This window comes from Pseudomonas sp. YQ_5, from assembly GCF_043103305.1.
In the GTDB taxonomy this organism is placed as follows: domain Bacteria; phylum Pseudomonadota; class Gammaproteobacteria; order Pseudomonadales; family Pseudomonadaceae; genus Aquipseudomonas; species Aquipseudomonas putida_Y.
Window position 1 is genome coordinate 207,857 of record NZ_JBICJS010000042.1, and the last position, 23,202, is coordinate 231,058.

Annotated in this window: 21 protein-coding genes and 2 pseudogenes; 13 read left to right on the top strand and 10 right to left on the bottom strand. The window is 62.3% G+C overall.

Annotated elements, in window-relative coordinates; genetic code table 11:
• Positions 1-79: 79 nt before the first annotated feature.
• A complete protein-coding gene (gene ppx / locus ACF8EA_RS07865) occupies positions 80-1,582 on the top strand; it encodes an exopolyphosphatase (protein WP_021783522.1) in 1,503 nt (500 codons plus the stop codon).
• Here the strand turns inward: ppx and ppk1 are convergent.
• Entirely contained in the window at positions 1,569-3,812 is a 2,244-nt protein-coding gene (gene ppk1, locus ACF8EA_RS07870) for a polyphosphate kinase 1 (RefSeq protein ID WP_274118877.1), read from the bottom strand. The two genes, ppx and ppk1, sit on opposite strands and share 14 nt — an antisense overlap.
• Positions 3,813-4,025: 213 nt before the next feature.
• Between ppk1 and ACF8EA_RS07875 the strand changes: the two genes are divergently transcribed.
• Positions 4,026-4,670 carry a DedA family protein gene (locus tag ACF8EA_RS07875; RefSeq protein WP_162149597.1) on the top strand — a complete coding sequence of 215 codons (645 nt, stop codon included), beginning with the start codon at positions 4,026-4,028 and terminating at the stop codon, positions 4,668-4,670.
• Positions 4,671-5,171: 501 nt separating this feature from the next.
• Here the strand turns inward: ACF8EA_RS07875 and ACF8EA_RS07880 are convergent.
• Positions 5,172-5,798, bottom strand: a pseudogene (locus ACF8EA_RS07880) (sterol desaturase family protein); the annotation flags it as partial.
• Between the two features lie 112 nt (positions 5,799-5,910).
• Here ACF8EA_RS07880 and elbB point away from each other — a divergent pair.
• The gene (gene elbB / locus ACF8EA_RS07885; protein ID WP_017148021.1) at positions 5,911-6,570 is read left to right on the top strand and encodes an isoprenoid biosynthesis glyoxalase ElbB; all 660 of its coding nucleotides are present in this window, start codon (positions 5,911-5,913) and stop codon (positions 6,568-6,570) included.
• A gap of 201 nt (positions 6,571-6,771) precedes the next feature.
• Here elbB and ACF8EA_RS07890 read toward each other — a convergent pair whose 3' ends face one another.
• On the bottom strand, positions 6,772-7,224 hold the full coding sequence (locus ACF8EA_RS07890) for a YaiI/YqxD family protein (RefSeq protein WP_003253654.1): 453 nt from the start codon (positions 7,222-7,224) through the stop codon (positions 6,772-6,774).
• Positions 7,225-7,390: 166 nt separating this feature from the next.
• Here ACF8EA_RS07890 and ACF8EA_RS07895 point away from each other — a divergent pair, with 166 nt between their 5' ends.
• Positions 7,391-10,246 (top strand): class I adenylate cyclase, encoded by a 2,856-nt coding sequence (locus ACF8EA_RS07895; RefSeq protein WP_392521450.1) that lies wholly within the window; start codon positions 7,391-7,393, stop codon positions 10,244-10,246.
• A 62-nt stretch (positions 10,247-10,308) separates the two neighbouring features.
• Here ACF8EA_RS07895 and rnk read toward each other — a convergent pair whose 3' ends face one another.
• The 3 genes from rnk to cyaY all read right to left on the bottom strand — a co-directional run bounded on the left by rnk (position 10,309) and on the right by cyaY (position 11,424).
• Positions 10,309-10,719, bottom strand: a complete 411-nt coding sequence (gene rnk, locus ACF8EA_RS07900) for a nucleoside diphosphate kinase regulator (RefSeq protein WP_016712630.1) — start codon at positions 10,717-10,719, stop codon at positions 10,309-10,311.
• A gap of 146 nt (positions 10,720-10,865) precedes the next feature.
• Positions 10,866-11,090 carry a DUF1289 domain-containing protein gene (locus tag ACF8EA_RS07905; RefSeq protein ID WP_021783516.1) on the bottom strand — a complete coding sequence of 75 codons (225 nt, stop codon included), beginning with the start codon at positions 11,088-11,090 and terminating at the stop codon, positions 10,866-10,868.
• Position 11,091: 1 nt separating this feature from the next.
• Positions 11,092-11,424: an iron donor protein CyaY gene (gene cyaY / locus ACF8EA_RS07910; RefSeq protein ID WP_004575827.1), complete on the bottom strand. Its 333-nt coding sequence runs from the start codon at positions 11,422-11,424 to the stop codon at positions 11,092-11,094.
• A 239-nt stretch (positions 11,425-11,663) separates the two neighbouring features.
• On the opposite strand from cyaY, the gene ACF8EA_RS07915 reads away from it, so the two are divergent.
• From ACF8EA_RS07915 to ACF8EA_RS07940, 6 genes are read left to right on the top strand one after another with little or no spacing between them, the layout of a single operon-like run.
• Positions 11,664-11,876: a lipoprotein gene (locus tag ACF8EA_RS07915; protein ID WP_021783515.1), complete on the top strand. Its 213-nt coding sequence runs from the start codon at positions 11,664-11,666 to the stop codon at positions 11,874-11,876.
• Between the two features lie 9 nt (positions 11,877-11,885).
• Positions 11,886-13,133, top strand: a complete 1,248-nt coding sequence (gene lysA / locus ACF8EA_RS07920; protein WP_010955746.1) for a diaminopimelate decarboxylase — start codon at positions 11,886-11,888, stop codon at positions 13,131-13,133.
• 4 nt (positions 13,134-13,137) lie between these two features.
• On the top strand, positions 13,138-13,968 hold the full coding sequence (gene dapF / locus ACF8EA_RS07925; RefSeq protein ID WP_392521452.1) for a diaminopimelate epimerase: 831 nt from the start codon (positions 13,138-13,140) through the stop codon (positions 13,966-13,968).
• A 13-nt stretch (positions 13,969-13,981) separates the two neighbouring features.
• Positions 13,982-14,692 carry a DUF484 family protein gene (locus ACF8EA_RS07930; RefSeq protein WP_392521454.1) on the top strand — a complete coding sequence of 237 codons (711 nt, stop codon included), beginning with the start codon at positions 13,982-13,984 and terminating at the stop codon, positions 14,690-14,692.
• A complete protein-coding gene (xerC, locus tag ACF8EA_RS07935; protein WP_392521456.1) occupies positions 14,692-15,591 on the top strand; it encodes a tyrosine recombinase XerC in 900 nt (299 codons plus the stop codon). The genes ACF8EA_RS07930 and xerC overlap by 1 nt, the downstream gene beginning before the upstream one ends.
• Positions 15,588-16,283 carry an HAD family hydrolase gene (locus tag ACF8EA_RS07940; protein WP_021783510.1) on the top strand — a complete coding sequence of 232 codons (696 nt, stop codon included), beginning with the start codon at positions 15,588-15,590 and terminating at the stop codon, positions 16,281-16,283. The genes xerC and ACF8EA_RS07940 overlap by 4 nt, the downstream gene beginning before the upstream one ends.
• Before the next feature lie 180 nt (positions 16,284-16,463).
• On the opposite strand, the gene sutA is transcribed toward ACF8EA_RS07940, so the two are convergent.
• The 3 genes from sutA to glnK all read right to left on the bottom strand — a co-directional run bounded on the left by sutA (position 16,464) and on the right by glnK (position 18,939).
• Positions 16,464-16,793: a transcriptional regulator SutA gene (gene sutA / locus ACF8EA_RS07945; protein ID WP_003253643.1), complete on the bottom strand. Its 330-nt coding sequence runs from the start codon at positions 16,791-16,793 to the stop codon at positions 16,464-16,466.
• Positions 16,794-17,222: 429 nt separating this feature from the next.
• Complete coding sequence (locus tag ACF8EA_RS07950; RefSeq protein WP_392521458.1) at positions 17,223-18,554, bottom strand: ammonium transporter; 1,332 nt, start codon at positions 18,552-18,554, stop codon at positions 17,223-17,225.
• A 46-nt stretch (positions 18,555-18,600) separates the two neighbouring features.
• On the bottom strand, positions 18,601-18,939 hold the full coding sequence (gene glnK, locus ACF8EA_RS07955; RefSeq protein WP_002555808.1) for a P-II family nitrogen regulator: 339 nt from the start codon (positions 18,937-18,939) through the stop codon (positions 18,601-18,603).
• Between the two features lie 533 nt (positions 18,940-19,472).
• On the opposite strand from glnK, the gene ACF8EA_RS07960 reads away from it, so the two are divergent.
• Together ACF8EA_RS07960 and ACF8EA_RS07965 are read left to right on the top strand one after the other, a co-directional pair.
• Positions 19,473-19,739: an accessory factor UbiK family protein gene (locus ACF8EA_RS07960; protein WP_003253640.1), complete on the top strand. Its 267-nt coding sequence runs from the start codon at positions 19,473-19,475 to the stop codon at positions 19,737-19,739.
• Entirely contained in the window at positions 19,740-20,093 is a 354-nt protein-coding gene (locus tag ACF8EA_RS07965) for a gamma-glutamylcyclotransferase family protein (protein WP_021783507.1), read from the top strand.
• On the opposite strand, the gene ACF8EA_RS07970 is transcribed toward ACF8EA_RS07965, so the two are convergent.
• On the bottom strand, positions 20,047-22,122 hold the full coding sequence (locus tag ACF8EA_RS07970) for a DUF4034 domain-containing protein (protein WP_101196402.1): 2,076 nt from the start codon (positions 22,120-22,122) through the stop codon (positions 20,047-20,049). The two genes, ACF8EA_RS07965 and ACF8EA_RS07970, sit on opposite strands and share 47 nt — an antisense overlap.
• A gap of 256 nt (positions 22,123-22,378) precedes the next feature.
• On the opposite strand from ACF8EA_RS07970, the pseudogene ACF8EA_RS07975 reads away from it, so the two are divergent.
• Positions 22,379-22,465: pseudogene (locus tag ACF8EA_RS07975) on the top strand (magnesium chelatase); the annotation flags it as partial.
• Between the last annotated feature and the right edge of the window lie 737 nt (positions 22,466-23,202).

The window sequence follows — 23,202 nt, forward strand, 5'->3', positions numbered from 1 at the left end:
AACGGCGGAGTGCCACGCGTTGGCGATAGCCTGCTATCGTGGCACGATTGCCAGGTTAACGACCGAGAACAACCAGATCATGCCGCATACCATCGCGAAGAACCTGTCCCTGATCGCCGCCATCGACCTTGGCTCCAACAGTTTTCACATGGTCGTGGCCAAGGCCCACCATACCGAAATCCGCATCCTTGAGCGGCTCGGCGAGAAGGTTCAGCTGGCCGCCGGCATCAACGAAGAACGCATGCTCAGTGAAGAGGCAATGGAAAGAGGCCTGGATTGCCTCAAGCGCTTTTCCCAGCTGATCAACGGCATGCCGGCAGGCTCCGTGCGTATCGTCGGTACCAACGCCTTGCGCGAAGCGCGCAACCGTAACGAATTCATCCAGCGCGCCGAAGCCATCCTCGGCCACCCGGTGGAGGTCATCTCCGGCCGTGAAGAGGCGCGCCTGATCTACCTGGGCGTGTCGCACACCCTGGCCGACACCCCCGGCAAGCGCCTGGTCGCCGACATCGGCGGCGGCAGCACCGAGTTCATCATTGGCCAGCGCTTCGAGCCGCTGCTGCGCGAAAGCCTGCAGATGGGTTGCGTCAGCTTTACCCAGCGCTACTTCCGCGACGGCAAGATCACCCCGGCCCGCTATGCCCAGGCCTACACCGCCGCGCGCCTGGAACTGATGAGCATCGAAAATGCCCTGCACCGCCTGACCTGGGATGAGGCGATCGGCTCATCCGGCACCATTCGCGCCATCGGCGCCGCCATCAAGGCCGGCGGCCTGGGCAATGGCGAGGTCAACGCCGAAGGCCTGGCCTGGGTCAAACGCAAGCTGTTCAAGCTGGGCGAGGTCGACAAGATCGACTTCGACGGCGTCAAGCCAGACCGCCGCACCATCTTCCCGGCTGGCCTGGCAATTCTCGAAGCGATCTTCGATGCCCTTGAACTGAACCGCATGGACCACTGCGACGGCGCCCTGCGCGAAGGCGTGCTGTTCGATCTGCTCGGCCGCCACCATCACGAAGACGTGCGCGAACGCACCCTGAACTCGCTGATGGAGCGCTATCACGTGGACCAGGGCCAGGCTGCGCGCGTCGAGCGCAAGGCGTTGCACGCATTCGACCAGGTGGCCGACGCCTGGGATCTGAAAGAAGGAAACTGGCGGGATCTACTGGGCTGGGCCGCGAAAGTGCACGAAATCGGGCTGGACATCGCCCATTATCACTACCACAAGCACGGTGCCTATCTGATCGAGCACTCGGACCTGTCGGGCTTTTCCCGGGAAGATCAGCAGATGATGGCCCTGCTGGTGCGCGGCCACCGCCGCAACATCCCCAAGGACCGTTACGCCGAACTGGGCGATGAAGGGGTCAAGCTGCTGCGCCTGTGCGTGCTACTGCGCTTTGCCATCCTGTTCCACCACATCCGCGGCACCCAGCAAATGCCAAAGGTAGAACTGCACGGCGGGGACAACAGCCTGGATGTAGCTTTCCCTGAAGGTTGGCTGGAGCAGAATCAGCTGACCCAGGCCGACTTCGCCAACGAGGCGGAGTGGCTGGCCCGGGTCGGCTTCGTCCTCAGCGTACGTTGAGGACCGGGTTGCTCAGGCGCTCCAGCAGGGTCGCCTGAACGCTGCGCGGGTTCTGGTTGCCGGTCGGGGTGCTGCGCACGTAGCGCCCGTCTGGCTGCAAGGTCCAGGCGTGGGTATTGTCGGTCAGGTAGCCTTCCAGCTCCTTCTTCACCCGCAGCAACAGTTTCTTGCCTTCCACCGGGAAGCAGGTCTCGACACGCTTGTCGAGGTTGCGCTCCATCCAGTCGGCGCTGGACAGGTAGATCTGCTCTTCGCCGCCATTGAGGAAGTAGAACACCCGCGTGTGCTCAAGGAAGCGGCCAATGATCGAGCGCACCTGGATGTTGTGCGAAACCCCCGGAATGCCCGGGCGCAGGCAGCACATGCCACGCACCACCAAGTCGATTTTCACGCCCGACTGGCTGGCCTTGTACAGCGCCTTGATGACTTTGGCGTCGGTCAGCGAGTTGAACTTGGCGATGATGTGCGCCGGCTTGCCTTCGAGGGCAAACTGGGTTTCCCGCGCGATCATGTCGAGCATGCCCTTTTTCAGGGTGAACGGCGCATGCAGCAGCTTCTTCATACGCAAGGTCTTGCCCATGCCGATCAGCTGGCTGAACAACTTGCCGACGTCCTCGGTGAGTGCGTCGTCAGAGGTCAGCAGGCTGTAGTCGGTGTAAAGACGGGCGTTGCCGGCGTGGTAGTTACCGGTACCCAGATGCGCATAACGCACGATCTCGCCCTGCTCGCGGCGCAGAATCAGCATCATCTTGGCGTGAGTCTTGAACCCGACCACACCGTAGATCACTACCGCACCGGCCGCTTGCAGGCGGCTGGCCATCTGCAGGTTGGACTCTTCGTCAAAGCGGGCACGCAACTCGATCACCGCAGTGACCTCCTTGCCGTTACGCGCTGCGTCCACCAGGGCGTCGACGATTTCCGAGTTAGCCCCCGAGCGGTACAGGGTCTGGCGCACGGCGAGCACGTGCGGGTCCTTGGCGGCCTGGCGCAGCAGGTCGACCACTGGCGTGAAGGACTCGAACGGGTGCATCAGCAGGATGTCCTGCTTGCTGATCACACTGAATATGTTGTCGGCGTTCGCCAGCAGCTTGGGGATCGCCGGGGTGAACGGTGTGTATTGCAGCTCCGGATGGCTGTCCAGGCCGGTGATGCTGAACAGGCGGGTGAGGTTGACCGGGCCATTGACCTGGTACAGCTCGCTTTCGCTGAGGCTGAACTGCTTCAACAGGTAGTCCGACAGGTGTTTCGGGCAGGTATCGGCCACTTCCAGGCGCACGGCGTCACCATAGCGGCGCGAGAACAGCTCACCGCGCAGCGCGCGAGCCAGGTCGTCGACCTCTTCAGAGTCCAGCGCCAGGTCGGCGTTACGCGTCAGACGGAACTGGTAGCAGCCCTTCACCTTCATGCCCTGGAACAGATCGTCGGCGTGCGCGTGGATCATCGACGACAGGAACACGTAGTTTGCGCCCGGGCCGCCCACCTCTTCCGGCACGCGAATAACCCGCGGCAGCAGGCGTGGTGCCGGAATGATCGCCAGACCCGAGTCGCGACCAAAGGCGTCCACCCCCTCGAGCTCGACTATGAAGTTGAGGCTCTTGTTCACCAGCAGCGGGAACGGGTGAGTCGGGTCGAGGCCAATCGGGGTAATGATCGGGGCAATTTCGTCGCGGAAGTACCGGCGCACCCAGGTTTTGAGCTTGGGTGTCCAGTAACGGCGGCGGATAAAGCGAATCTGATGCTTTTCCAGCTCAGGCAGCAGCACGTCGTTGAGGATCGCGTACTGACGCTCTACCTCGATGTGCACCAGTTCGCTGATGCGCGCCAGCGCCTGGTGGGGCTGCAGGCCATCGGCTCCGGCCTGTTCACGGGCGAAGTTGATCTGTTTCTTCAGACCGGCGACGCGAATCTCGAAGAACTCGTCGAGGTTACTGGAGAAGATCAACAGGAACTTGAGGCGTTCCAGCAGCGGGTAGCTCTCGTCCAGTGCCTGCTCCAGCACCCGGATATTGAACTGCAGTTGCGAGAGTTCGCGATGAATGTACAGGCTGCTGTCGTCCAGGCCAGGGACGGCGATTGCCGGGGCCGGCGCAGGCACCGGAGCCACAGGCTCGGCCACCTGTTCCGCTTCAGGCTCGGCCGCCGGAGGCAGGTCTGGCGGGGTTTGCACCATCTCTTCTGGGAGCTCCTGAGCATCCTTGATCGCGACAGGGCTTAGCACTTCATTATTCATCTGGCGTTCCTGAGGACGTTAACGCCCTATCATCTATTGAGCGGCAAGATAAGCGCCCATTATGACGCCCGTGTTACACACATGGGCAAGCCGTGGCAAGTGGCCTCTGGCATTGTCTGCGCTGAAATTGTTCACGTCGAGACACATTTGGACACTTTCACGAACGCGCGCGAAGGGGTAGGCTGCGCGTTCATTTCGCCAGCACCTCAGAAAATGCTTCAACAATTCCTGCAGGATTTCGGCTACTTCGCCCTTTTTCTAGGCACCTTCTTTGAAGGCGAGACCATTCTGGTGCTTGCGGGTTTCCTTGCGTTCCGCGGTTACATGGATATCAATCTGGTGTGCCTGGTGGCCTTCTTCGGCAGCTACGCGGGCGACCAGTTGTGGTACTTCATGGGCCGACGCCACGGGCGCAGGATCCTGGCGCGCAAGCCGCGCTGGCAGGCAATGGGTGACCGCGCGCTGGACCACATCCGCCGCCATCCTGATATATGGGTGCTGAGCTTCCGCTTTGTCTATGGTTTGCGCACGGTCATGCCGGTGGCCATAGGCCTGTCGGGTTACCCGCCACGCCGCTACCTGCTGCTGAACGGGATTGGCGCGGGCATCTGGGCAGTGGCCCTGGGCGCCGCTGCCTACCACTTCGGCGCCATCCTCGAAGGCTTGCTGGGCAACGTCAAGCGTTACGAGCTATGGGTGCTTGGCGGTTTGGTGGCGCTGGGCGGCCTGCTTTGGCTGCGCCGGCGCTTCCGCGCGTTGCGCGCGGAGCGCAGGGCGGCGAGCCAGCCCCAACCCCCAGAGGCTGAGCAGGCTGTAAACCACGAGCAGAAGCCAGGCCAGCGGCACGACCACCGCTAAGCCCAAGGCGCCGGCCAGGTACAATGCCGGCGCATTCAGAAACAGCCGCACCACCTCCAGGCGTGCAGACCAGGGCCGGTTCTCCAGCAACGCGCCCAGCACGAACAAACCAAACGCCATCAGTGACCAACCGAGCACCAGCGCGGCGACCGGCACGTGCTCGGCCACGGCCATCAAGTAGCTGCCCAAGGCCACGTAGACCACGAACTGCGCGCCCACGTAGGCTTGCTGCGCGCGCCCCAGGGCAATCTCGAACTTGCGAAACAGCGCCAGGTCCTGCTTGGCCTGTGGGTAGCGTGCGGCCACATCGGCCGGACGCCAGCCGGTAGGCATGAACCAGATGCGCAGCTTGTCCCACAGGCTGGTGGTGCGCCGGGCGTCGTGCCAGAGCTGGGCATAGAACTGCAGGTTTGCCCATAGCGGGTTCCAGCTGGCCAGCGGCGTGGTCACCCCGAACACCACCGGCTCGGCCGGGTCCTCCTCCTTGAAAGTGCCGAACAGACGGTCCCAGAGAATGAACACACCGCCGTAATTGCGATCCAAGTAAGCAGGGTTTTGCGCATGGTGGACGCGATGATTGGATGGCGTGATCAACACCCACTCCAGCCAGCCAAGTTTGGGGATATGCCGGGTATGCACCCAGAACTGATACAGCAGGTTGAGCGAGGCCACGGTGATGAATACCAGTGGCGGCACGCCCAGCAGCGCCAGCGGCAGATAGAACAGCCACGAGAAAATGAACCCGCTACTGGTCTGGCGCAGCGCCGTGGTGAGGTTGTACTCCTCGCTCTGGTGATGCACCGAGTGCGCAGCCCACAGCACGTTGCGCTCATGCCCCAGGCGGTGCAGCCAGTAGTAACAGAAGTCGTACAGGACAAAGGCCAGCAACCAGACCCACCCTGCCTCTGCCGGCAATCGCAGCAGCGCCAGGTGCTCGAAGGCCAGGGCATAGGTGACCAGCCCTACGCCTTTGGTCAGCAGCCCGGTACTGGTCGACAGTGCGCCGGTACTCAGGCTGTTGATCGAGTCGGCCAGGGTGAAATTGCGCTGGCCACGCACGCGATCGGCGACCAGCTCGACGGCTATCAGCACAAAAAAGAACGGTACGGCCAGCAGTATCAGGTCCATGGGCGCGACCTCAGGCGTTATCCACCAAGATTAGGCCGCACCCGCAGGAATCCCTATGGCGACATCTGCCAAACTAGAGGACATTTAGCGCCTCGACACTGGAGTAATGAGCATGACAAAAAAAGTAGCGGTGATTCTTTCCGGCTGTGGCGTGTATGACGGCGCCGAAATCCACGAAAGCGTGATCACGCTGCTGCGCCTCGACCAGCGCGGTGCGCAGGTGCAGTGCTTCGCGCCGAACATCGCACAAATGCATGTAATCAACCACCTGACCGGCGAAGAAATGCCCGAATCGCGTAATGTGCTGGTGGAGTCGGCGCGCATCGCCCGCGGCGAGGTCAAGGATATCCGTGAGGCCAAGGCCGAAGACTTCGATGCGCTGATCGTGCCGGGCGGTTTCGGGGCAGCGAAAAACCTGTCCAACTTTGCCGTGGAAGGCGCCAACTGCAGCGTGAACCCAGACGTGCTGGCCTTGGCCGAAGCCTTTGCCGACGCCTGCAAACCCGTAGGCCTGATCTGCATCTCGCCGGCGCTGGCGGCGAAGATCTACGGGCCGGGCGTGGTCTGCACCATCGGGAGCGATGCCGGCACTGCGGCGGCTGTCGAAAAGATGGGCGGCACCCATGAAGAATGCGATGTACACGACATTGTCGAAGACACCCAGCGCAAGCTCGTGACTACCCCGGCGTACATGGAGGCCAAGTCGATCAGCGAGGCGGCGGGCGGGATCTACAAGCTGGTGGACAGAGTGCTGGAGCTGACGCACGAGTAAGTGACTGCGTTCGCTTCTTCGCGGGCATGCCCGCTCCCACAGGTCCAGCGCAGGCTTCAAGATCACTCGGTACCTGTGGGGGCAACTCATGAAAAGCCTGCGCGATCGCCTGTAGGAGCGGGTTTACCCGCGAACACCGGCAGAGCCGGTGCCATCCACCGCGCCAGGCTGGGCTGTCGCCTACAGGAACCGTGTCAGCGCTCAGCTTTTCGAGAGCCGGGCAATGATCCGGTCCAGTGCATTGGCAAACGCCTGTTTCTCGCGTTCGCCATAGGCCGCCTGCCCGCCCCCCACCTGGCCCTGCTCACGCAGCTCGGTGAACAGGTTGCGCGCCGCCAGGCGGTCGCCCATGTTGCGCTCGTCGAACTCGCGCCCACGCGGGTCCAATGCGGCCACGCCCTTTTTCACCAGGCGGTCGGCCAGCGGCACGTCACTGCAGATCACCAGCTCGCCAGGCACGGCGTGCTCCACAATGTAATCGTCGGCCGCATCCATGCCGCTGGGCACCACGATCAGACGCACGATCGCGAACGCCGGCTTGGCCACAGCCTGCCCCGCCACCATCACCACCTCGAACTTGCGCTTGAGGGCGAACTTGACGATCAGATCCTTGGCCGCCTTGGGGCAGGCGTCGGCATCGATCCATACACGCATTGGACACTCTCTACATGAACTCAATGCGCCCATCATGCCTGAAGCGCAGCGAAAGCTGGAGCAGGCAAGCGCTGGAAAAATGGCGCCAGAATTTCAATTGCCGCTTATCCGACCCCGCCACTCAGGCTAAACTCGCCACAGTTTCAATGGCCTGCCCGAGCGCGCAATGAACCACCCTCACGAAATACGCCCTGACCTGGACGAAGGCATCGACCGCAAGGTCCTGGCGACATTGCGTGCGCGCTTCCTGCATCTCAACCAGGGCCGACTGCAGCGGGCAAAGGAGGGCCTGTCAACGCGCCAGCAACAGGTACTGTCGCTGCTGCCGCTGCTGTTTCACGTGAACCACCCGCTATTGCCGGGTTACGTCTCCGGCAGCACACCCGCGGGCGTATCGGCTTACGAGCCAAGCGCCGAGCTGGTGGCAGATGCCCAACGCCTGGCCCGCTCGTTCACCTACAAGGCCCAGCATGGCAACCCGCCACGCCCGATCCACGGCCTGTTCCTGATGGGCAGCCTGGGCTCGCTGGCGCAGGCTGAGCACAGCGACATGGACCTGTGGGTGTGCCATGCACCCGGCTTGCCCGAACAGCTGCTGGGTGAGCTGCGCCGCAAGTGCCAGCTGCTGGAGGTCTGGGCGGCAAGCCTGGGGGCCGAAGCACACTTTTTCCTGATCGATACACAGGGCTTCGCCCAGGGTCAGCGCGATGGCCAGCTCGGCTCCGACGATTGTGGCACCACCCAGCACTACCTGCTGCTGGATGAGTTCTACCGCACCACCCTGTGGCTGGCCGGACGCACGCCGCTGTGGTGGCTGGTACCGGTGTACGAGGAGCACAACTATTACAGCTACACCCAGACTTTGCTGTCCAAGCGCTTCATCCGCAGCCAGGACGCCCTTGATCTCGGCAACCTGGCGCACATTCCGCCCGGTGAGTTCGTCGGCGCTGGCCTGTGGCAATTGTTCAAAGGCATCGACTCGCCCTACAAATCGCTGCTCAAACTGCTGTTGACCGAAGCCTACGCCGACGAACACCCTGCGGTGCGCTGCCTGAGCCTGGACTACAAGCAGGCAGTGTTTGCCAACCAGCTCGACCTCGACGAGCTGGACCCCTACGTGATGATCTACCGGCGCATCGAACGTTACCTGCTGCAACGCGGCGAACCCGCGCGCCTGGAGCTGGTAAGGCGCAGCCTGTACCTGAAGGTGAACAAGAAGCTCAGCGATCAGGGCCGCAGCCATGGCTGGCAACGCCGGCTGCTGCAGCGCCTGGCCGACGAGTGGGGCTGGGACCAGCGCCAGTTGGCCCTGCTGGACAGCCGCAGCCAATGGAAAGTGCAGCAGGTTGCCGTCGAGCGGCGTGAGCTGGTTGCCGAGCTTAACCTCAGTTATCGCTTCCTCAGCCAGTTCGCTCGCACCCAGAACGCCAGCAGCCGCGCCGACCAGCGCGACCTCAATGTGCTGGGCCGGCGCCTGTACGCCGCCTTCGAGCGCCGCGCCGGCAAGGTCGAAGTGATCAACCCCGGCATCGCCCCCGACCTCGCCGAAGGCACCCTTACGCTGGTTCAGGCCCCCAACCGCAAGGAGCCGGGCAGCTACCACTGGGAGCTGTACAGCGGCAATCTGAGCACCCATGAGGTGCAGCACTTCAGCCCGATCAAACGCTGCCGCGAGCTACTCGAACTACTGTCCTGGGCCCATCGCAACGGCGTGATCGACAGCAGCACCCGCATGGCGCTGCATCCAGGGGCCAGCGACCTCGGGGAATTCGAGCTGTTCAACCTGCTGGGCTGTCTGCGGCAAAGTATTCCCCTGCCCTTGCCGACCGTCAGCGAAGTGCGCCTGTTGCAGCCCAGCGTTGCCGATGAGGTGTTGTTGCTGGTCAACGTCGGCGTCGACCCGCTGCGTCACCACCGCGACCTGAACGTTTTGATGACCACAGAGCGCACCGACGCGTTGAGCTACGCTGGCGTGCGCGAAAACCTGGTGCTGACCCTGGACCAGGTCACCGTCAACAGCTGGAACGAGGTGCTGGTCCAGCGCTATGACGGCGAACACGCGCTGGTGCGCTGCCTGCGCGACTTCCTCAACAGCCCGGCGCAGCGCGGCCACCGGCCACGGGTGCGAGTACGCTGCTTCTGCCAAAGCCGCGCCCAGCCTATCGGCCAACGCGTAGAAGAAATTTTCGACACTGCGCAGCTGCTGCGGGATCAAGGGCTACACCACCGCTACCTGCTGCAAGTGGCCCACCACACCCATGTGCTGGAGCTGTTGCCCGAGCATGTCAGCCTGACGACCCTGGCCGAGCATGAGGCGCTACTGGCCTACCTGGGCGAAGAGCGCCGCACCTACAGCCCGCTGTACCTGGATGCCAATGCGCTGCAGGACCACGACCTGCGCCTGGTGCTGGAGCAAGGCCGGCCAGCCTGCATTCAGGTGTTCTACCGCCTGCAGGCCGGCTGGGCCGACGTGTATGTGCTGGATGAATACAACGCATTGTGGCAACAACGCCTGCCGCTGCATGACGAAGCGCATCTGCTGTTGCCACTGCAACGTTTTCTGCGCTCGGTGGTGATGCGCCGCGATGCCCGCCTGCCCCTCGATAGCCTGCGACCCGCCTCGCTGGATATCCACTACGCGCAGCTGTTGCCCACCGGCCCAGGCAAGGCACGCAACATCGAGCCGCGCCTGGCCCCGGCCGAGGGCAGCGACCAGCCTTACTATGAGGTACAGGCGATTATCCAGGCGGGTGTAGCGGGCGTGGCGCATGTGACGCTGTACTGCGACCAGCAGGAGTTTTCCGAGCTGGAACATGGTGAGCAGCTGTATGCGGTAGTGGCCCGACAGATCATCGGGCAGCGGCGCGGCGCAGAGCAGTACCGGTGCTATATCACCGACCTGGATTTGTCCGAGCTGCTGGATGACCGGCTGGGGGCAACGCAGGTATACCTGAGCTACAAGCGGGTACTGGAGCAGGCTTTGAATGAGGGGCTGCAGCAGGTTTTGGCGCAGGGCGTGTGAATTCGCAGCACAAGGCGGCTAGCCCTATGCCGCAAATGGGCCGCGAAGCGGCCCTCTGGCCCTTACAGGTCGAAATCACCCGCCGCTTCCGGCTGGTACTCCACTTCCAGCAACTTCAGCTTGAGGGTCTTGCCCCCCGGTGCCGGCCAGTCGATCTGTTCGCCTACCGACAGCCCCAGCAAGGCGCAGCCAATCGGCGCCAGGATCGAGACCTTGCCTTCCGGCCCGGCATCCTTGGGATACACCAGTGTCAGGTGGTAGTCCTTGCCGCTGGCTTCCTCACGGCAGTGCACCCGCGAGTTCATGGTCACCACGCCCGCCGGCACTTCCTCGTGACCAACCACCTGCTCGGCGCGGTCCAGCTCGTCCTGCAGGGCGAGCACACCCGGCGTACTCTCGTCGAGGCTGTCGATCAGACGCTCCAGACGTTGTACGTCCAATCGGGTGAGGATTAGGGAAGGCTTGGTGCTCATGATCCAGTCAGACTCCTTTGAACAGGCAGTTTTCAATGCGCAAATAAAGCAAAACCCCGCCCAAGGGCGGGGTTTGAGAAGGCTTTGGCGTCACCGACGCAGAACCCGACACTACCACAGCCGGGCAAATACTCAAGCCCCTGCGTTCAGTGTGCCTTAGCCTGCTCGCGCAAGACCTGGGCCTCGCGGCAGATCTGCCGGCGTCGTTCGTCATCGGCCGAGCGCCATTCGCGAATGTGCTCGACATGCCGATGGCAACCAGTGCACACCCGCTGTTCGTCCAGCCGGCATACGCTGATGCACGGTGACGGCACTGCCGGGCTGACGTTGCTGTAAAGCGGCTTGGGCGGCCGGACCTGGGCGTTACTCATGTCAGATTTCGTCGAAGTCCAGCTTCTCGCCGGCCCGCTCCCAGACGATACGCTCAAGCATTTCACCCAGTAACTCTTCGCTCTTTTCGCACACCCACTTGCCGCTGTCTTCGTCGTAATCGAAGTGGAAACCACCGGAGCGGTCGGCAAGCCACAACTGGCGCAGTGGCTCCTGACGGCTGAAGATCAGCTGGGCGCCGCCCTCGAACTTGACGGTCAGGACACCAGCGGAGTTCTCCATGTCCAGGTCCAGACCGCTCTCGTCGAACAGATCTTCCAGGGCCTGTTGGGTCGCGTCGACCAGGTCATGGAAACGCGCTTCACTCAAACTCATTGCAGGAACCTCGAAATTGGCTGCGTTACAGGCAAGCCGGGCAAGATACGGGCGCTCGCCGCCGAATGCAAAGGTTTAGCCGTTGCCTTCACCGGCCTCTTCGCGGGCAAGCCCGCTCCTACAGGGGGCTGCGCAGAGGCTAAGCATAGCCCGCCCGGCGGACCGGTCCTTGCATAGGCAAGCCGCCGGTCGCTCGGTATACTCGGGCGCAATACTGCATTTTTCTAAGGATTTCACCCATGAAGCGCCTGATTTCCTCCTTCGCGGCGCTGGTCGCTGTTGCCTGCCTCGTTTCGGCCTGTGGCCAGAAAGGCCCGCTGTATCTGCCTGAAGATGGCGATAACGGCAAAGCGCACAAGTCGCACCAGCACCAGCCAAAAGCCAAGCCGGCCCCGGAACAAGAACAGCAGCCCGAGCTGCAGTCCGAGCCCGAGCAGTCGCCAGCGCAGTAAGGAAACCAGATGAACGCTTTCAATTACCGCGACGGCGAGCTGTTCGCGGAAGGCGTGGCCCTGTCGGCCATTGCTGAACGTTACGGCACCCCTACCTATGTGTACTCGCGCGCCCACATCGAGGCTCAGTACCGTAGCTACGCAGACGCCCTGCAAGGCACCGAGCATCTGGTGTGCTTCGCGGTCAAGGCCAACTCCAACCTTGGCGTGCTGAACGTGCTGGCGCGCCTGGGCGCAGGCTTCGACATCGTCTCCGGTGGTGAACTGGAGCGTGTGCTGGCCGCTGGCGGGCGTGCCGACCGCGTGGTGTTCTCCGGCGTTGGCAAAACCCGCGAAGACATGCGCCGCGCCCTGGAAGTTGGCGTGCACTGCTTCAACGTCGAATCCACTGACGAGCTGGAGCGCCTGCAAGTAGTCGCCGCCGAAATGGGCAAGGTTGCCCCGGTGTCGCTGCGGGTCAACCCGGACGTCGATGCCGGTACTCACCCGTACATCTCCACCGGCCTTAAAGAAAACAAGTTCGGCATCGCCATTGCCGATGCCGAGGCCATCTACGTGCGCGCCGCTCAGCTACCGAACCTGGAAGTGGTCGGTGTCGACTGCCACATCGGCTCGCAGCTGACCACCGTCGAGCCATTCCTCGACGCCCTCGACCGCCTGCTGGTGCTGGTCGACCGCCTGGCCGAGTGCGGCATACACCTGCGCCACCTGGACCTGGGTGGCGGTGTCGGCGTGCGCTACCGTGACGAACAGCCGCCACGGGTGGCCGACTACATCAAGGCCATCCGCGAGCGTGTGGGTGAACGCGACCTGGCCCTGGTGTTCGAGCCAGGCCGCTACATCGTCGCCAACGCTGGCGTGCTGCTGACCCGCGTGGAATACCTCAAGCACACCGAACACAAGGACTTCGCCATCATCGATGCAGCGATGAACGACCTGATCCGCCCGGCCCTGTACCAGGCCTGGATGGGTGTCAGTGCGGTCAAGCCACGTGCAGGCGAAGGCCGCGCCTACGACCTGGTCGGCCCTATCTGCGAGACTGGCGACTTCCTCGGCAAGGACCGCGTCCTCAACCTGGCCGAAGGTGACCTGCTGGCCGTAGAGTCCGCGGGCGCCTATGGTTTTGTCATGAGTTCCAACTACAACACCCGCGGCCGTTGCGCTGAAATCCTGGTCGACGGCGACCAGGCGTTCGAAGTACGCCGCCGCGAGACCGTCGCCGAACTGTATGCTGGCGAAAGCCTGCTACCGGAGTAAGCCCATGCTGCTGCGTTTTACCAAGATGCATGGGCTGGGCAACGACTTCATGGTCCTGGACCTGGTCAGCCAGCACGCGCACATCCAGCCCAAGCACGCCAAGCAATGGGGTGACCGCCATACCGGTGTCGGCTTCGACCAGTTGCTGATCGTCGAGGCGCCGAACAACCCGGAAGTGGACTTCCGCTACCGCATCTTCAACGCCGACGGCTCCGAGGTCGAGCAATGCGGCAACGGTGCTCGCTGCTTTGCCCGCTTCGTGCTGGACAAGCGCCTGACCGCGAAAAAGCGCATCCGCGTGGAAACCAAGAGCGGCATCATCGTGCTGGACGTGCAGAACGACGGCCAGGTGAGTGTCGACATGGGCCCGCCGCGCTTCATCCCTGCCGAAATTCCCTTTGTCGCCGACGCACAAGCGCCAAGCTACCCCCTGGAAGTTGACGGCCAGTTGTACTCGATAGCCGCCGTGTCCATGGGTAACCCGCACGCCGTGCTGCGTGTCGACGACGTGCATACTGCACCCGTGCACGAGCTGGGCCCGAAGATCGAAAACCACCCACGCTTCCCACAGCGGGTGAATGCCGGCTTCATTCAAGTCATCGACCGCCACCGCGCCAACCTGCGCGTGTGGGAACGCGGCGCCGGCGAAACCCAGGCTTGCGGCACCGGCGCCTGCGCCGCGGCCGTGGCGGCGATCAGCCAGGGCTGGATGGACTCCCCGGTGTCCCTCGACCTGCCCGGTGGCCGCCTGCACATCGAATGGGCCGGCCCCGGCAAGCCCGTGATGATGACCGGCCCGGCCGTACGCGTCTACGAAGGACAGGTTCGTCTCTAAACGAGTAACCGCCATGACCGATCAGCCCAAGGTTGTACCCAAGCAGTCCGCCGAGCTCGATGCCGAAGCGGTGGTCGCCTACCTGCGCGCCCACCCTACCTTCTTCGCCGAGCACGACGAGCTGCTGATCGAACAGCACATCCCGCACCAGCGAGGTGACAGCGTGTCGCTGGTGGAGCGCCAGCTCAAGCTGCTGCGTGACCGCAACATCGAAATGCGCCATCGCCTGTCGCAACTGATGGACGTGGCCCGCGACAACGACCGGCTGTTCGACAAGACCCGCCGGCTGATCCTTGACCTGCTCGATGCCGCCAGCCTGGAAGAAGTGGTAATGGCGGTCGAAGACAGCCTGCGCCAGGAATTCCAGGTGCCCTTCGTCAGCCTGATCCTGTTCGGCGACAACGTCGCGCCGGTCGGGCGCTGGGTCAGCAATGCCGAGGCGCAGCAAGCCATCGGTGCCCTGCTGGGCGGTGGCAAGACCGTCAGTGGCAACCTGCGCGAGCACGAGCTGGCTTTCCTGTTCGGTGAAGAGCAGCGCCAGGAAGTGGGCTCCAGCGCCGTGGCAGCTCTTGAGTACCAAGGGCTGCACGGGGTGCTGGCCATCGGCAGCCGCGACCCGCAACACTACAAGAGCAGCGTCGGCACCCTTTTCCTCGGCTATATCGCCGAGGTGCTCGGCCGCGTTGTGCCACGCGTTACCCAGACCCTGCGCCCGGTACGCTGATGAAACGCCAGCTGGAGGCTTATTGCGCACACCTGCGCAACGAGCGCCAGGTGTCGGAGCACACCTCGCAGGGCTACCGTTGCGACCTGGAAAAAGTCATCGCCTACTGCGAAGAGCACGGCATTGCCGACTGGCAGGCGCTGCAAATCCAGCAGCTGCGCCAGCTGGTCGCTCGCCTGCACCACCATGGCCAGTCCCCGCGCAGCCTGGCACGCCTGCTGTCGGCTGTGCGCGGCCTGTACCGCTACCTCAACCGCGAAGGCCTTTGCCAGCACGACCCGGCCACCGGCCTGAGCGCACCCAAAGGTGAGCGTCGGCTGCCCAAAGTACTGGATACCGACCGCGCACTGCAGTTGCTCGATGGGGGTGTGGACGACGACTTCATCGCTCGGCGCGACCAGGCGATCCTCGAACTGTTCTACTCCTCGGGCCTGCGCCTGTCCGAGCTGACCAACCTCGATCTTGATCACCTCGACCTCGCCGCCGGCCTGGTGCAGGTACTGGGCAAGGGTGGAAAGGCCCGCGTGCTGCCGGTGGGTCGCAAGGCTCGCGAGGCGTTGCAGGCCTGGTACCGTTTGCGCGGCATCGGCAACCCGCGCGACCGTGCAGTGTTCATTACCCGCCAGGGCAATCGCATCAGCCCCCGGGCCGTTCGGCTGCGGGTAAAGGCCGCCGGTGAGCGTGAGCTGGGCCAACACCTGCACCCGCACATGCTTCGCCATTCTTTCGCCAGCCATGTGCTGGAATCGTCCCAGGACCTGCGCGCGGTGCAAGAGATGCTCGGCCATGCCGACATCAGCACGACGCAAATCTACACCCACCTGGACTTCCAGCACCTGGCCGCGGTGTACGACAGCGCCCACCCTCGGGCCAAACGCAGCAAAGGCACAGACTCATGAGCATCAAGCTGATCACCTTCGACCTCGACGACACCCTGTGGGACACCGCGCCGGTGATTGCCACCGCGGAAGTCGTGCTGCGCGACTGGCTCGAGGCCAACGCACCAACCCTCGGCAGCGTGCCGGTGGAACACCTGTTCGCCATCCGCGAGCGCCTGGTGCAAGCAGAGCCCGGCCTCAAGCACCGCATCAGCGCCCTGCGCAGGCGCGTGCTGTTCCATGCCCTGGAAGAGGTCGGCTACAGCGAGCAGCACGCACAGGCGCTGGCCAACGAAGGCTTCGAAGTGTTCCTGCATGCCCGCCACCAGGTGGAGATCTTCCCAGAGGTGCAACCGGTGCTCGAGATCTTGCGCCATCAATACATCCTGGGCGTGGTCACCAACGGCAATGCCGACGTCAGCCGGCTGGGGCTGGCCGATTACTTCCGCTTTGCCCTGTGCGCCGAGGACCTGGGCATTGGCAAGCCAGACCCGGCGCCGTTCCTCGAAGCGCTACGCCGTGGTGAGGTGGACGCGGGTGCGGCGGTGCACATCGGCGATCACCCTGGCGATGACATTGCCGGTGCCCAGCGCGCCGGTTTGCGCGCGGTGTGGTTCAACCCGCAGGGCAAGGCCTGGGCTGGCGAACAGGCGCCGGATGCCGAGATCCAGCGCCTGTCGCAGCTGCCTGACGTGCTCGCGCGCTGGCGCTGACGGGGCCGCTTTGCGGCCCATTCGCGGGCACGCCCGCTCCCACAGGGACCGCGCAGGCCCTGGACCTTGTGGTGAACCTGTGGGAGCGGGCATGCCCGCGAAGAGGCCGGAACAGGCAACACAAAACCCACAGGCATAAAAAAGCCCGCAGCGACGGCGGGCTTTTTTGCGATCAGCCACTCAGATAGGGCGGCTGCCGTACTTGTTGTCTGGCTTCTTGGGCGGGTCAGCGACCACGTTGGCCTCGACTTCCTGCACCTTGCCACCGCGAGAAAGGAATTCTTCCATCGCCTTGGCCAGTGCATCACGCTCTTTCTGCTTGGCTTCCATGCTCGGCATCTCGTCTACCGAGACTGCTGCCTTGGATTTGCCCTTGGCAACGGGTGCCGGGCTGCTGTCGTCATCGCCAGCGTCTTCCACGCCGTCGTCAGCCGCCCCTTCAAGGACCTCATCACCCTCGTCTTCGTCGCCTACTTCGAGGTCATCATTTTCCAGATCGTCGTCGCTCATGTTCTACCTCATGACTTGCGAAAAGCAGGTTGGTTATAGACCAGTGCAGCCGTAGACCGGCAGCCACCAGTGAAAATTCAACTGGCCGTGGGTTAGGCCACTGCCCTTGGGTCGGCACTCCTGATGGGAGGCGGTACCCAGCAGGCCCTGCTCCTGGCAGGACCTGACAAATCCATGAGCCCCTGCTGGCCACACGCTATTGGCAAGCCTAGCAAAGGCTGGCGAAGTGTGTGGACTACTCGTCAAACACCCTTCGGCGCGCATTCTAGCGCGCCCGTAGAAAAAGCAAAGCACCATAAACGCCCTGCGACTTGTAAGTTTTTTACCTACGTCACGAACGTGTCGAATAAACCGTTTGCCGTGCGGGAAATGCTGAAAAACTGGCAAAAAAATGCCCGGCAAGCCGGGCAAGTTTTTACCGCGTCGCAGTTACAGGTTGTAGCCGCGTTCGTTGTGCTGAGCCAGGTCGAGGCCGACCGACTCTTCTTCTTCGTTGACCCGCAGGCCCATCACAACATCCAGCACCTTGAGGATCACGTAGGTGACGATGGCGGTGTAGACCACAGTGAAAATCACACCCTTGGCCTGGATCCAGACTTGCATGCCGATGTCGGTGACGGTACCGAAGCCACCCAGTGCCGGGGCTGCGAACACACCCGTGAGGATGGCACCGATGATGCCGCCAACACCGTGCACGCCGAAGGCATCCAGCGAATCGTCATAGCCGAGTTTGCGCTTGAGCGTGGTGGCGCAGAAGTAGCAGAGCACACCCGAAACCAGGCCGATGATCAGCGCGCCAATCGGCCCGACGGTGCCCGCAGCCGGGGTGATGGCGACCAGGCCAGCCACCACGCCCGAAGCGATGCCCAGCGCACTTGGCTTACCGTGACCGATCCACTCGGCGAACATCCAGCCCAGTGCGGCGGCGGCGGTAGCGATCTGAGTGACCAGCATGGCCATGCCGGCAGTGCCGTTGGCGGCAGCAGCAGAGCCTGCGTTGAAGCCGAACCAGCCGATCCACAGCATCGCCGCGCCCATCAGGGTATAGCCGAGGTTGTGCGGGGCCATCGGGGTGGTCGGGTAGCCTTTGCGCTTGCCCAGTACCAGGCAGCAGACCAGGCCTGCGATACCGGCGTTGATGTGCACCACGGTGCCGCCAGCGAAGTCCAGTACGCCCCAGTCCCACATCAGGGCACCGTCACCGCTCCATACCATGTGGGCGATCGGCGCATACACCAGGGTGAACCAGATACCCATGAATACCAGCATCGCCGAGAACTTCATGCGCTCGGCAAAGGCGCCGACGATCAATGCCGGGGTGATGATGGCGAACGTCATCTGGAAGGTGATGAACACCGCTTCAGGGAACAGCGCGGTGGCCGAGGTCAGGCTGTCAGGCGTGACGCCGCTGAGGAAGGCCTTGGAGAAGCCGCCAACGAAGGAGTTGAAGTTGAGCACGCCCTTTTCCATACCGGCGGTATCGAAGGCCATGCTGTAGCCGTAAATGACCCAGAGAATGCTCATCAGGCCGGTAATTGCAAAGCACTGCATCATCACCGACAGCACGTTCTTGGAACGCACCATGCCGCCATAGAACAGGGCCAGGCCCGGAATGGTCATGAACAGCACCAGCGCCGTTGCGGTCAGCATCCAGGCGGTGTCGCCGGAGTTCAGCGCTGGGGCAGCTTCCTCTGCCAGGGCAAGCCCGGGCATTACGAGGGACAATAGGGCTCCTAGCCCTGCGATCTTACGCAGAGTCATGTTGTTTTCTCCTGGGGCGTTGGGTTTGGTGAGGCTTTGTTGCTGCTTAAATCGCGTCGGTATCGGTTTCGCCGGTACGGATGCGGATTGCCTGCTCCAGATTCACCACGAAAATCTTGCCGTCACCGATCTTGCCGGTGTTGGCTGCCTTGGTGATGGCTTCGATTACCCGATCAAGGTCCTTGTCATCGATGGCGACATCGATCTTCACCTTGGGCAGGAAATCGACCACATATTCAGCACCGCGATACAGCTCGGTGTGGCCCTTCTGCCGACCGAAGCCTTTGACTTCAGTGACGGTGATGCCCTGCACGCCGATTTCCGACAGCGACTCGCGCACGTCGTCCAGCTTGAACGGCTTGATGATGGCTGTGACTAGCTTCATGAAACTCTCTCCCGATTTGGTGGACTTGCCCCAGGAAAACAAACCCGTCTCAAGTCTAAGCGCAGCGGTTGGCTTTGTAACGCGTCGTCGGCATCCGGCTCCGCGTGCGCACTGCCTGGTCACAAGGAACTGCTTCAGTGCATGGCTCGTACAGGTCATTGCAGAAACCTTGCCAGTTCCGACAAAGCGCCGAAAAACAGCGCGTTATGTGATTTGGTCGGGATTGGCCAGTCGCCAGCATGGGAAACATGCACAATTTCGGTGCGCAGCAGCGGGGCAAGTTGCGCGAAAAATGTGCAACGGATTAGAAACCGCAGATCATTCTTTGGGAGCAACTGTCTTGCTCAATTTCTAAAAGTTGGCGCGATTCCTGTGGGAGCGGGCTTGCCCGCGAACACGGGCGAAGCTCGTGCCATCCACCGCGGTGTCTTCTTCGCGGGTAAACCGGCTCCTACGAAGGCCAATGTGCACTCAGGCGCCAGGTTTGTGCGTGCTACACTGGCGGCCATTTCTCCGTTTCAGTGGACAGCCCCATGCTCGCGCCCAAAGCCCTTCTCGATGCCCTGAGCGACCAGGCCTCGCGCCTGTTCAGCAGCGATGCCGCCCAGCCCCGTGCGGAACTGGAAAGCCAGTTCAAAGTGTTGATGCAAGGCGCCTTCAGCAAGCTGGACCTGGTCAGCCGTGACGAATTCGACAGCCAGATGGTCGTACTGGCGCGTACCCGCGCACGCCTCGAGGCCTTGGAAAAACAGGTAGCCGAACTGGAAGCCCGGCTGAACCCAACCTCACAGGATGAGTGAATGCAGCCCTCCAGCGCATACCCGGTACTGTTGTTTTCCTACGGCACCTTGCAGGATAAAGCCGTGCAACTGGCCAACTTTGGCCGTGAGCTGAACGGCCAGGCCGACCGTATGCCGGGCTACCGCCTGGACTGGGTCGAGATCACCGACCCTGGCGTACTGGCGACCAGCGGCAAGTCCCATCATCCCATCGTTTCCCCCAGCGGCCAGGCCAACGACAGCGTGGCCGGCATGGTCTTCCAGATCAGCGAAGACGAACTGGCAGCGGCGGACCGCTATGAAGTTGCCGACTACAAGCGCGTTGCCGTCACCCTTGCATCGGGCCTGACAGCCTGGGTCTATGTACGTGCCTGAGACGGTTCGATGCAGGCTGAACCCGCAACGACCCGGTGTGGGGGAAGGCCTGTTTCGGTGGTAGCTCACTTGCATGCAGTGTGCCGCGGAACAACGCCGCCCCGCACTGAGTAAACAGCGTCTTCACCCGGTTGTGCGAATTGAGGATCTCGGCCTGGATATCACCAATGGCCGTATCCCGTGGCTGCAAGCTGACCGCTCGGTTGACCCATTCGATGGCGGCAAAGCGGCTTTGCTTGCGGGTGCCACGCCCCTGCATCCAGGCCAGCCCCAGTTCGGCGCAGGCACGCCCGGCAAGCCACGGGTCCGGGTGCTCGACCAGGCTCAGCAGATAAGCAACCGCCTCGGTCCGCTCCTGCACTTCACCAAACCGGCGTAACAGAATCCCCAGATGCAAACGCGCACGCGCGTTGATCTGCGGGTTGCCCAGCGCGTCGACAAGCAGTCGCCTGACCGCCAGCATGGCACTGCGCTCGTTCAAATCCTCATCGCCATCCATGCGCAGGCAGGCGAGGTTGTACTTGGCCTGCCTGCTGCCCGCCTCCACCGCACGCTGCAGCCAATACCCGGCTGCCTCGTCATCCAGGTAATGCGCCGGGGTGTTGGCCAGGCCGCCATGGTGCAGTTCATACAAGGCTAAGGCAGCACCCGGCAGGTTCAGTTCGGCGCAGCGTTCATACAGGTAGCAGGCCACTTCATGGCGGTTGGCTGCCCACAGCAACCGTGCCACTTCAAGCACTTCGAACCCCGGTGCCTGACCCGCGCACTGGCGATTCACCGCCCGTTGCAACCATAGCCTTGCCTGCTCGGCCGAGCGTGGCAGCGCCCACAGCCCGAAACGGTGCCCGGCCGCGCGCAATGCACAGGCAGCAGCATGTGAACGGCCGTCACACAGGCGCTCAATGGCGCCGTGTAACAGTTGCTTCTCATCTGCCATACCATCACGCAGTATCAGCTCGACCAAACAGCGAAAAGGCACGCCCATGGCGCGGATGGCGCCGAGATCGGCATTGCACGCCAAGCTCGCGGCAAAGTCGCGCATAGCGCCAGCATGGTCTCCCGATACCCTGCTGCGCAGCGCCCCCCGCCATGCCAAAACGACGGTACGCTCTCTGGGCCTTAACGGGCGCTCTGACCAGTCTTCGACCACCTGCTGCCAGTCGGTGACGGTCTGCAACGGGGCAGCGTGTGGCAGCATCAGGCGGCCTTCGACGGCCATCCAGCGCAGCGCATTACGCAAGCGCTCGTCCCAGGTTGCGCATAAGGGGCCACTGATCAACAGCTCGAACGCATCGAGGCTGCCGCCCCAGTGGGGCAGCAGGTACACAGCAAGGGCCTGGATCGCTTCGAAGCAACCGGGGCGGGCAATCAGCGCATGGCGCAGCCAGTAATGGCGAGGATCTTCGTGTTCATGATCGACCCGCTTGCCCAGGTAGAGCGGCAGCGCCTGTGGCAGCTCGGCCAAGGCCAACAACCCATGCCTCACCAGCAACGGCGCTGCAGCTTCCTGCACCTCTACATCGGCATGTGCACTGGGCCTGAAGCGTGCAGGCTCCCCCTGAAACAGTTGGAGCAACCAACCTGGCTCATGGAACTGCGCACTGATTCGCAGCATGCCAATGGCCGCTGCCACGGGGCGCGCAGCACGGTCCATTGCACGCAACAGGTGCGCGGTGGCGGATTCACAAATTTGCGCAACAGCCAGCAAGCGTGCAGCGTTGCGTGGGCCATCAACCTGCACCTGGCAGGCGCGGTGGAAGCAGTGCATGCCCATTACCACTTGTGGGTGGTAAGCCCTGGGGCAGGCGTCAATCCAGGCTCTGAGCACTTGGCTCAGCGCCCTGTCACTCTTGTTTTCCTGATCGAGCAGCATGTGCCCTTCAATGGCCGCCAGGTAGGCCGGGAACTCGCCGGGCGGGGCTTGGCGCCACTGAGCCTCGAGCCTGTCGAAAAAGCGGTTGAGCTCAATGAATGCACTGGCCTGCACCAGTTCGCGAATTACCTTGTGCGTGCGGGTGAGCGTTTGCACGGAGCAATACCTCAAATCCATTTGAAAGAAGAAGCAGTGCCATCCCATGGCAACTGCGGTTGCCCAACAACACTAAGTCATACCTGACGACTGCGCAAAGCCAATTGGATCCATTTTTGCCGAAACCCATGAAAACGCAGGGAGAACCCCTGCCCTGAAAAACCACGACGCACACTTGTTGCGCCTGCCGTGGCAGCACTGGCTATTCTTTGCCCAGCCGCAGGAAGCGGCATTTTCCAGCAACAACGGAGTGTTCATGTCCCTAGCCCTCGTCCACAGCCGCGCCCAGGTAGGCGTGCAGGCACCGGCGGTCAGCGTCGAAACCCACCTGACCAACGGCCTGTCGGGGAAATTGCGCCCGGTGCAGAGCGGCGGCGGCAGCAGGTTTTCGAAATAGCTGCGAGGATTCGGACTAGATACGACTCGTTAGAACGCTGCGACATCCACATCAAGCTGAATACCACCCTGACCATTTTAAAAATGGCAGTGGTGCGTTAGCTTGTGCTGTATTGGGTGGGACTTTAGGTGGCAAGATTGGTGGGGACAAGGGTGGACAAGGCGGGGAATGTTTTGGTGACATACTTTATCGCAGTGTAAATCTATGACAATCACTACTGTAGAACTAGTTGTATTGAGCTGCTTTGTTTTGGCGACACTATCGCTCTTGGTGTTAGTGTATTTATCGTATCGTTATCTAGAGCTTATAGAAACCATGCTTTCCAACTCCAGCTTTGTGACGGGCAATAAAAACCTGTATTCGCGGGCGGGCTTGATTGGGCGTGTCATGCGGATCTGCACGGTGTCGATATTGCTGACTATGCCAAAGGTATTCGTGTATAGAGGGCTGGTTGATTCAAGGGAGGTAGATAGGTTCCCGATGGCGATGCGGTGTCTATTGGTTGTGTTGTGGAATCTTATGCTAGCCTCGTTTTTAATCTTTGCCTGCATGAATGGAAAATAATTAGGCAGCTGCGAAAGTTAGGTTCACTGGTCGGGTCGACAGTGCGCAAAATTAGAAACAGGGCGGCTATGAGGGAATCTAAACTGCGACATTTTATTTGGAACCTATAGAACAGTATC

Excerpts from the sequence above, each read along its gene's own strand:
- ppx (WP_021783522.1), top strand. The coding sequence starts at position 80 with ATGCCGCATACCATCGCGAAGAACCTGTCCCTGATCGCCGCCATCGAC.
- ppk1 (WP_274118877.1), bottom strand. The coding sequence starts at position 3,812 with ATGAATAATGAAGTGCTAAGCCCTGTCGCGATCAAGGATGCTCAGGAG.
- ACF8EA_RS07875 (WP_162149597.1), top strand. The coding sequence starts at position 4,026 with ATGCTTCAACAATTCCTGCAGGATTTCGGCTACTTCGCCCTTTTTCTA.
- elbB (WP_017148021.1), top strand. The coding sequence starts at position 5,911 with ATGACAAAAAAAGTAGCGGTGATTCTTTCCGGCTGTGGCGTGTATGAC.
- ACF8EA_RS07890 (WP_003253654.1), bottom strand. The coding sequence starts at position 7,224 with ATGCGTGTATGGATCGATGCCGACGCCTGCCCCAAGGCGGCCAAGGAT.
- ACF8EA_RS07895 (WP_392521450.1), top strand. The coding sequence starts at position 7,391 with ATGAACCACCCTCACGAAATACGCCCTGACCTGGACGAAGGCATCGAC.
- rnk (WP_016712630.1), bottom strand. The coding sequence starts at position 10,719 with ATGAGCACCAAGCCTTCCCTAATCCTCACCCGATTGGACGTACAACGT.
- ACF8EA_RS07905 (WP_021783516.1), bottom strand. The coding sequence starts at position 11,090 with ATGAGTAACGCCCAGGTCCGGCCGCCCAAGCCGCTTTACAGCAACGTC.
- cyaY (WP_004575827.1), bottom strand. The coding sequence starts at position 11,424 with ATGAGTTTGAGTGAAGCGCGTTTCCATGACCTGGTCGACGCGACCCAA.
- ACF8EA_RS07915 (WP_021783515.1), top strand. The coding sequence starts at position 11,664 with ATGAAGCGCCTGATTTCCTCCTTCGCGGCGCTGGTCGCTGTTGCCTGC.
- lysA (WP_010955746.1), top strand. The coding sequence starts at position 11,886 with ATGAACGCTTTCAATTACCGCGACGGCGAGCTGTTCGCGGAAGGCGTG.
- dapF (WP_392521452.1), top strand. The coding sequence starts at position 13,138 with ATGCTGCTGCGTTTTACCAAGATGCATGGGCTGGGCAACGACTTCATG.
- ACF8EA_RS07930 (WP_392521454.1), top strand. The coding sequence starts at position 13,982 with ATGACCGATCAGCCCAAGGTTGTACCCAAGCAGTCCGCCGAGCTCGAT.
- xerC (WP_392521456.1), top strand. The coding sequence starts at position 14,692 with ATGAAACGCCAGCTGGAGGCTTATTGCGCACACCTGCGCAACGAGCGC.
- ACF8EA_RS07940 (WP_021783510.1), top strand. The coding sequence starts at position 15,588 with ATGAGCATCAAGCTGATCACCTTCGACCTCGACGACACCCTGTGGGAC.
- sutA (WP_003253643.1), bottom strand. The coding sequence starts at position 16,793 with ATGAGCGACGACGATCTGGAAAATGATGACCTCGAAGTAGGCGACGAA.
- ACF8EA_RS07950 (WP_392521458.1), bottom strand. The coding sequence starts at position 18,554 with ATGACTCTGCGTAAGATCGCAGGGCTAGGAGCCCTATTGTCCCTCGTA.
- glnK (WP_002555808.1), bottom strand. The coding sequence starts at position 18,939 with ATGAAGCTAGTCACAGCCATCATCAAGCCGTTCAAGCTGGACGACGTG.
- ACF8EA_RS07960 (WP_003253640.1), top strand. The coding sequence starts at position 19,473 with ATGCTCGCGCCCAAAGCCCTTCTCGATGCCCTGAGCGACCAGGCCTCG.
- ACF8EA_RS07965 (WP_021783507.1), top strand. The coding sequence starts at position 19,740 with ATGCAGCCCTCCAGCGCATACCCGGTACTGTTGTTTTCCTACGGCACC.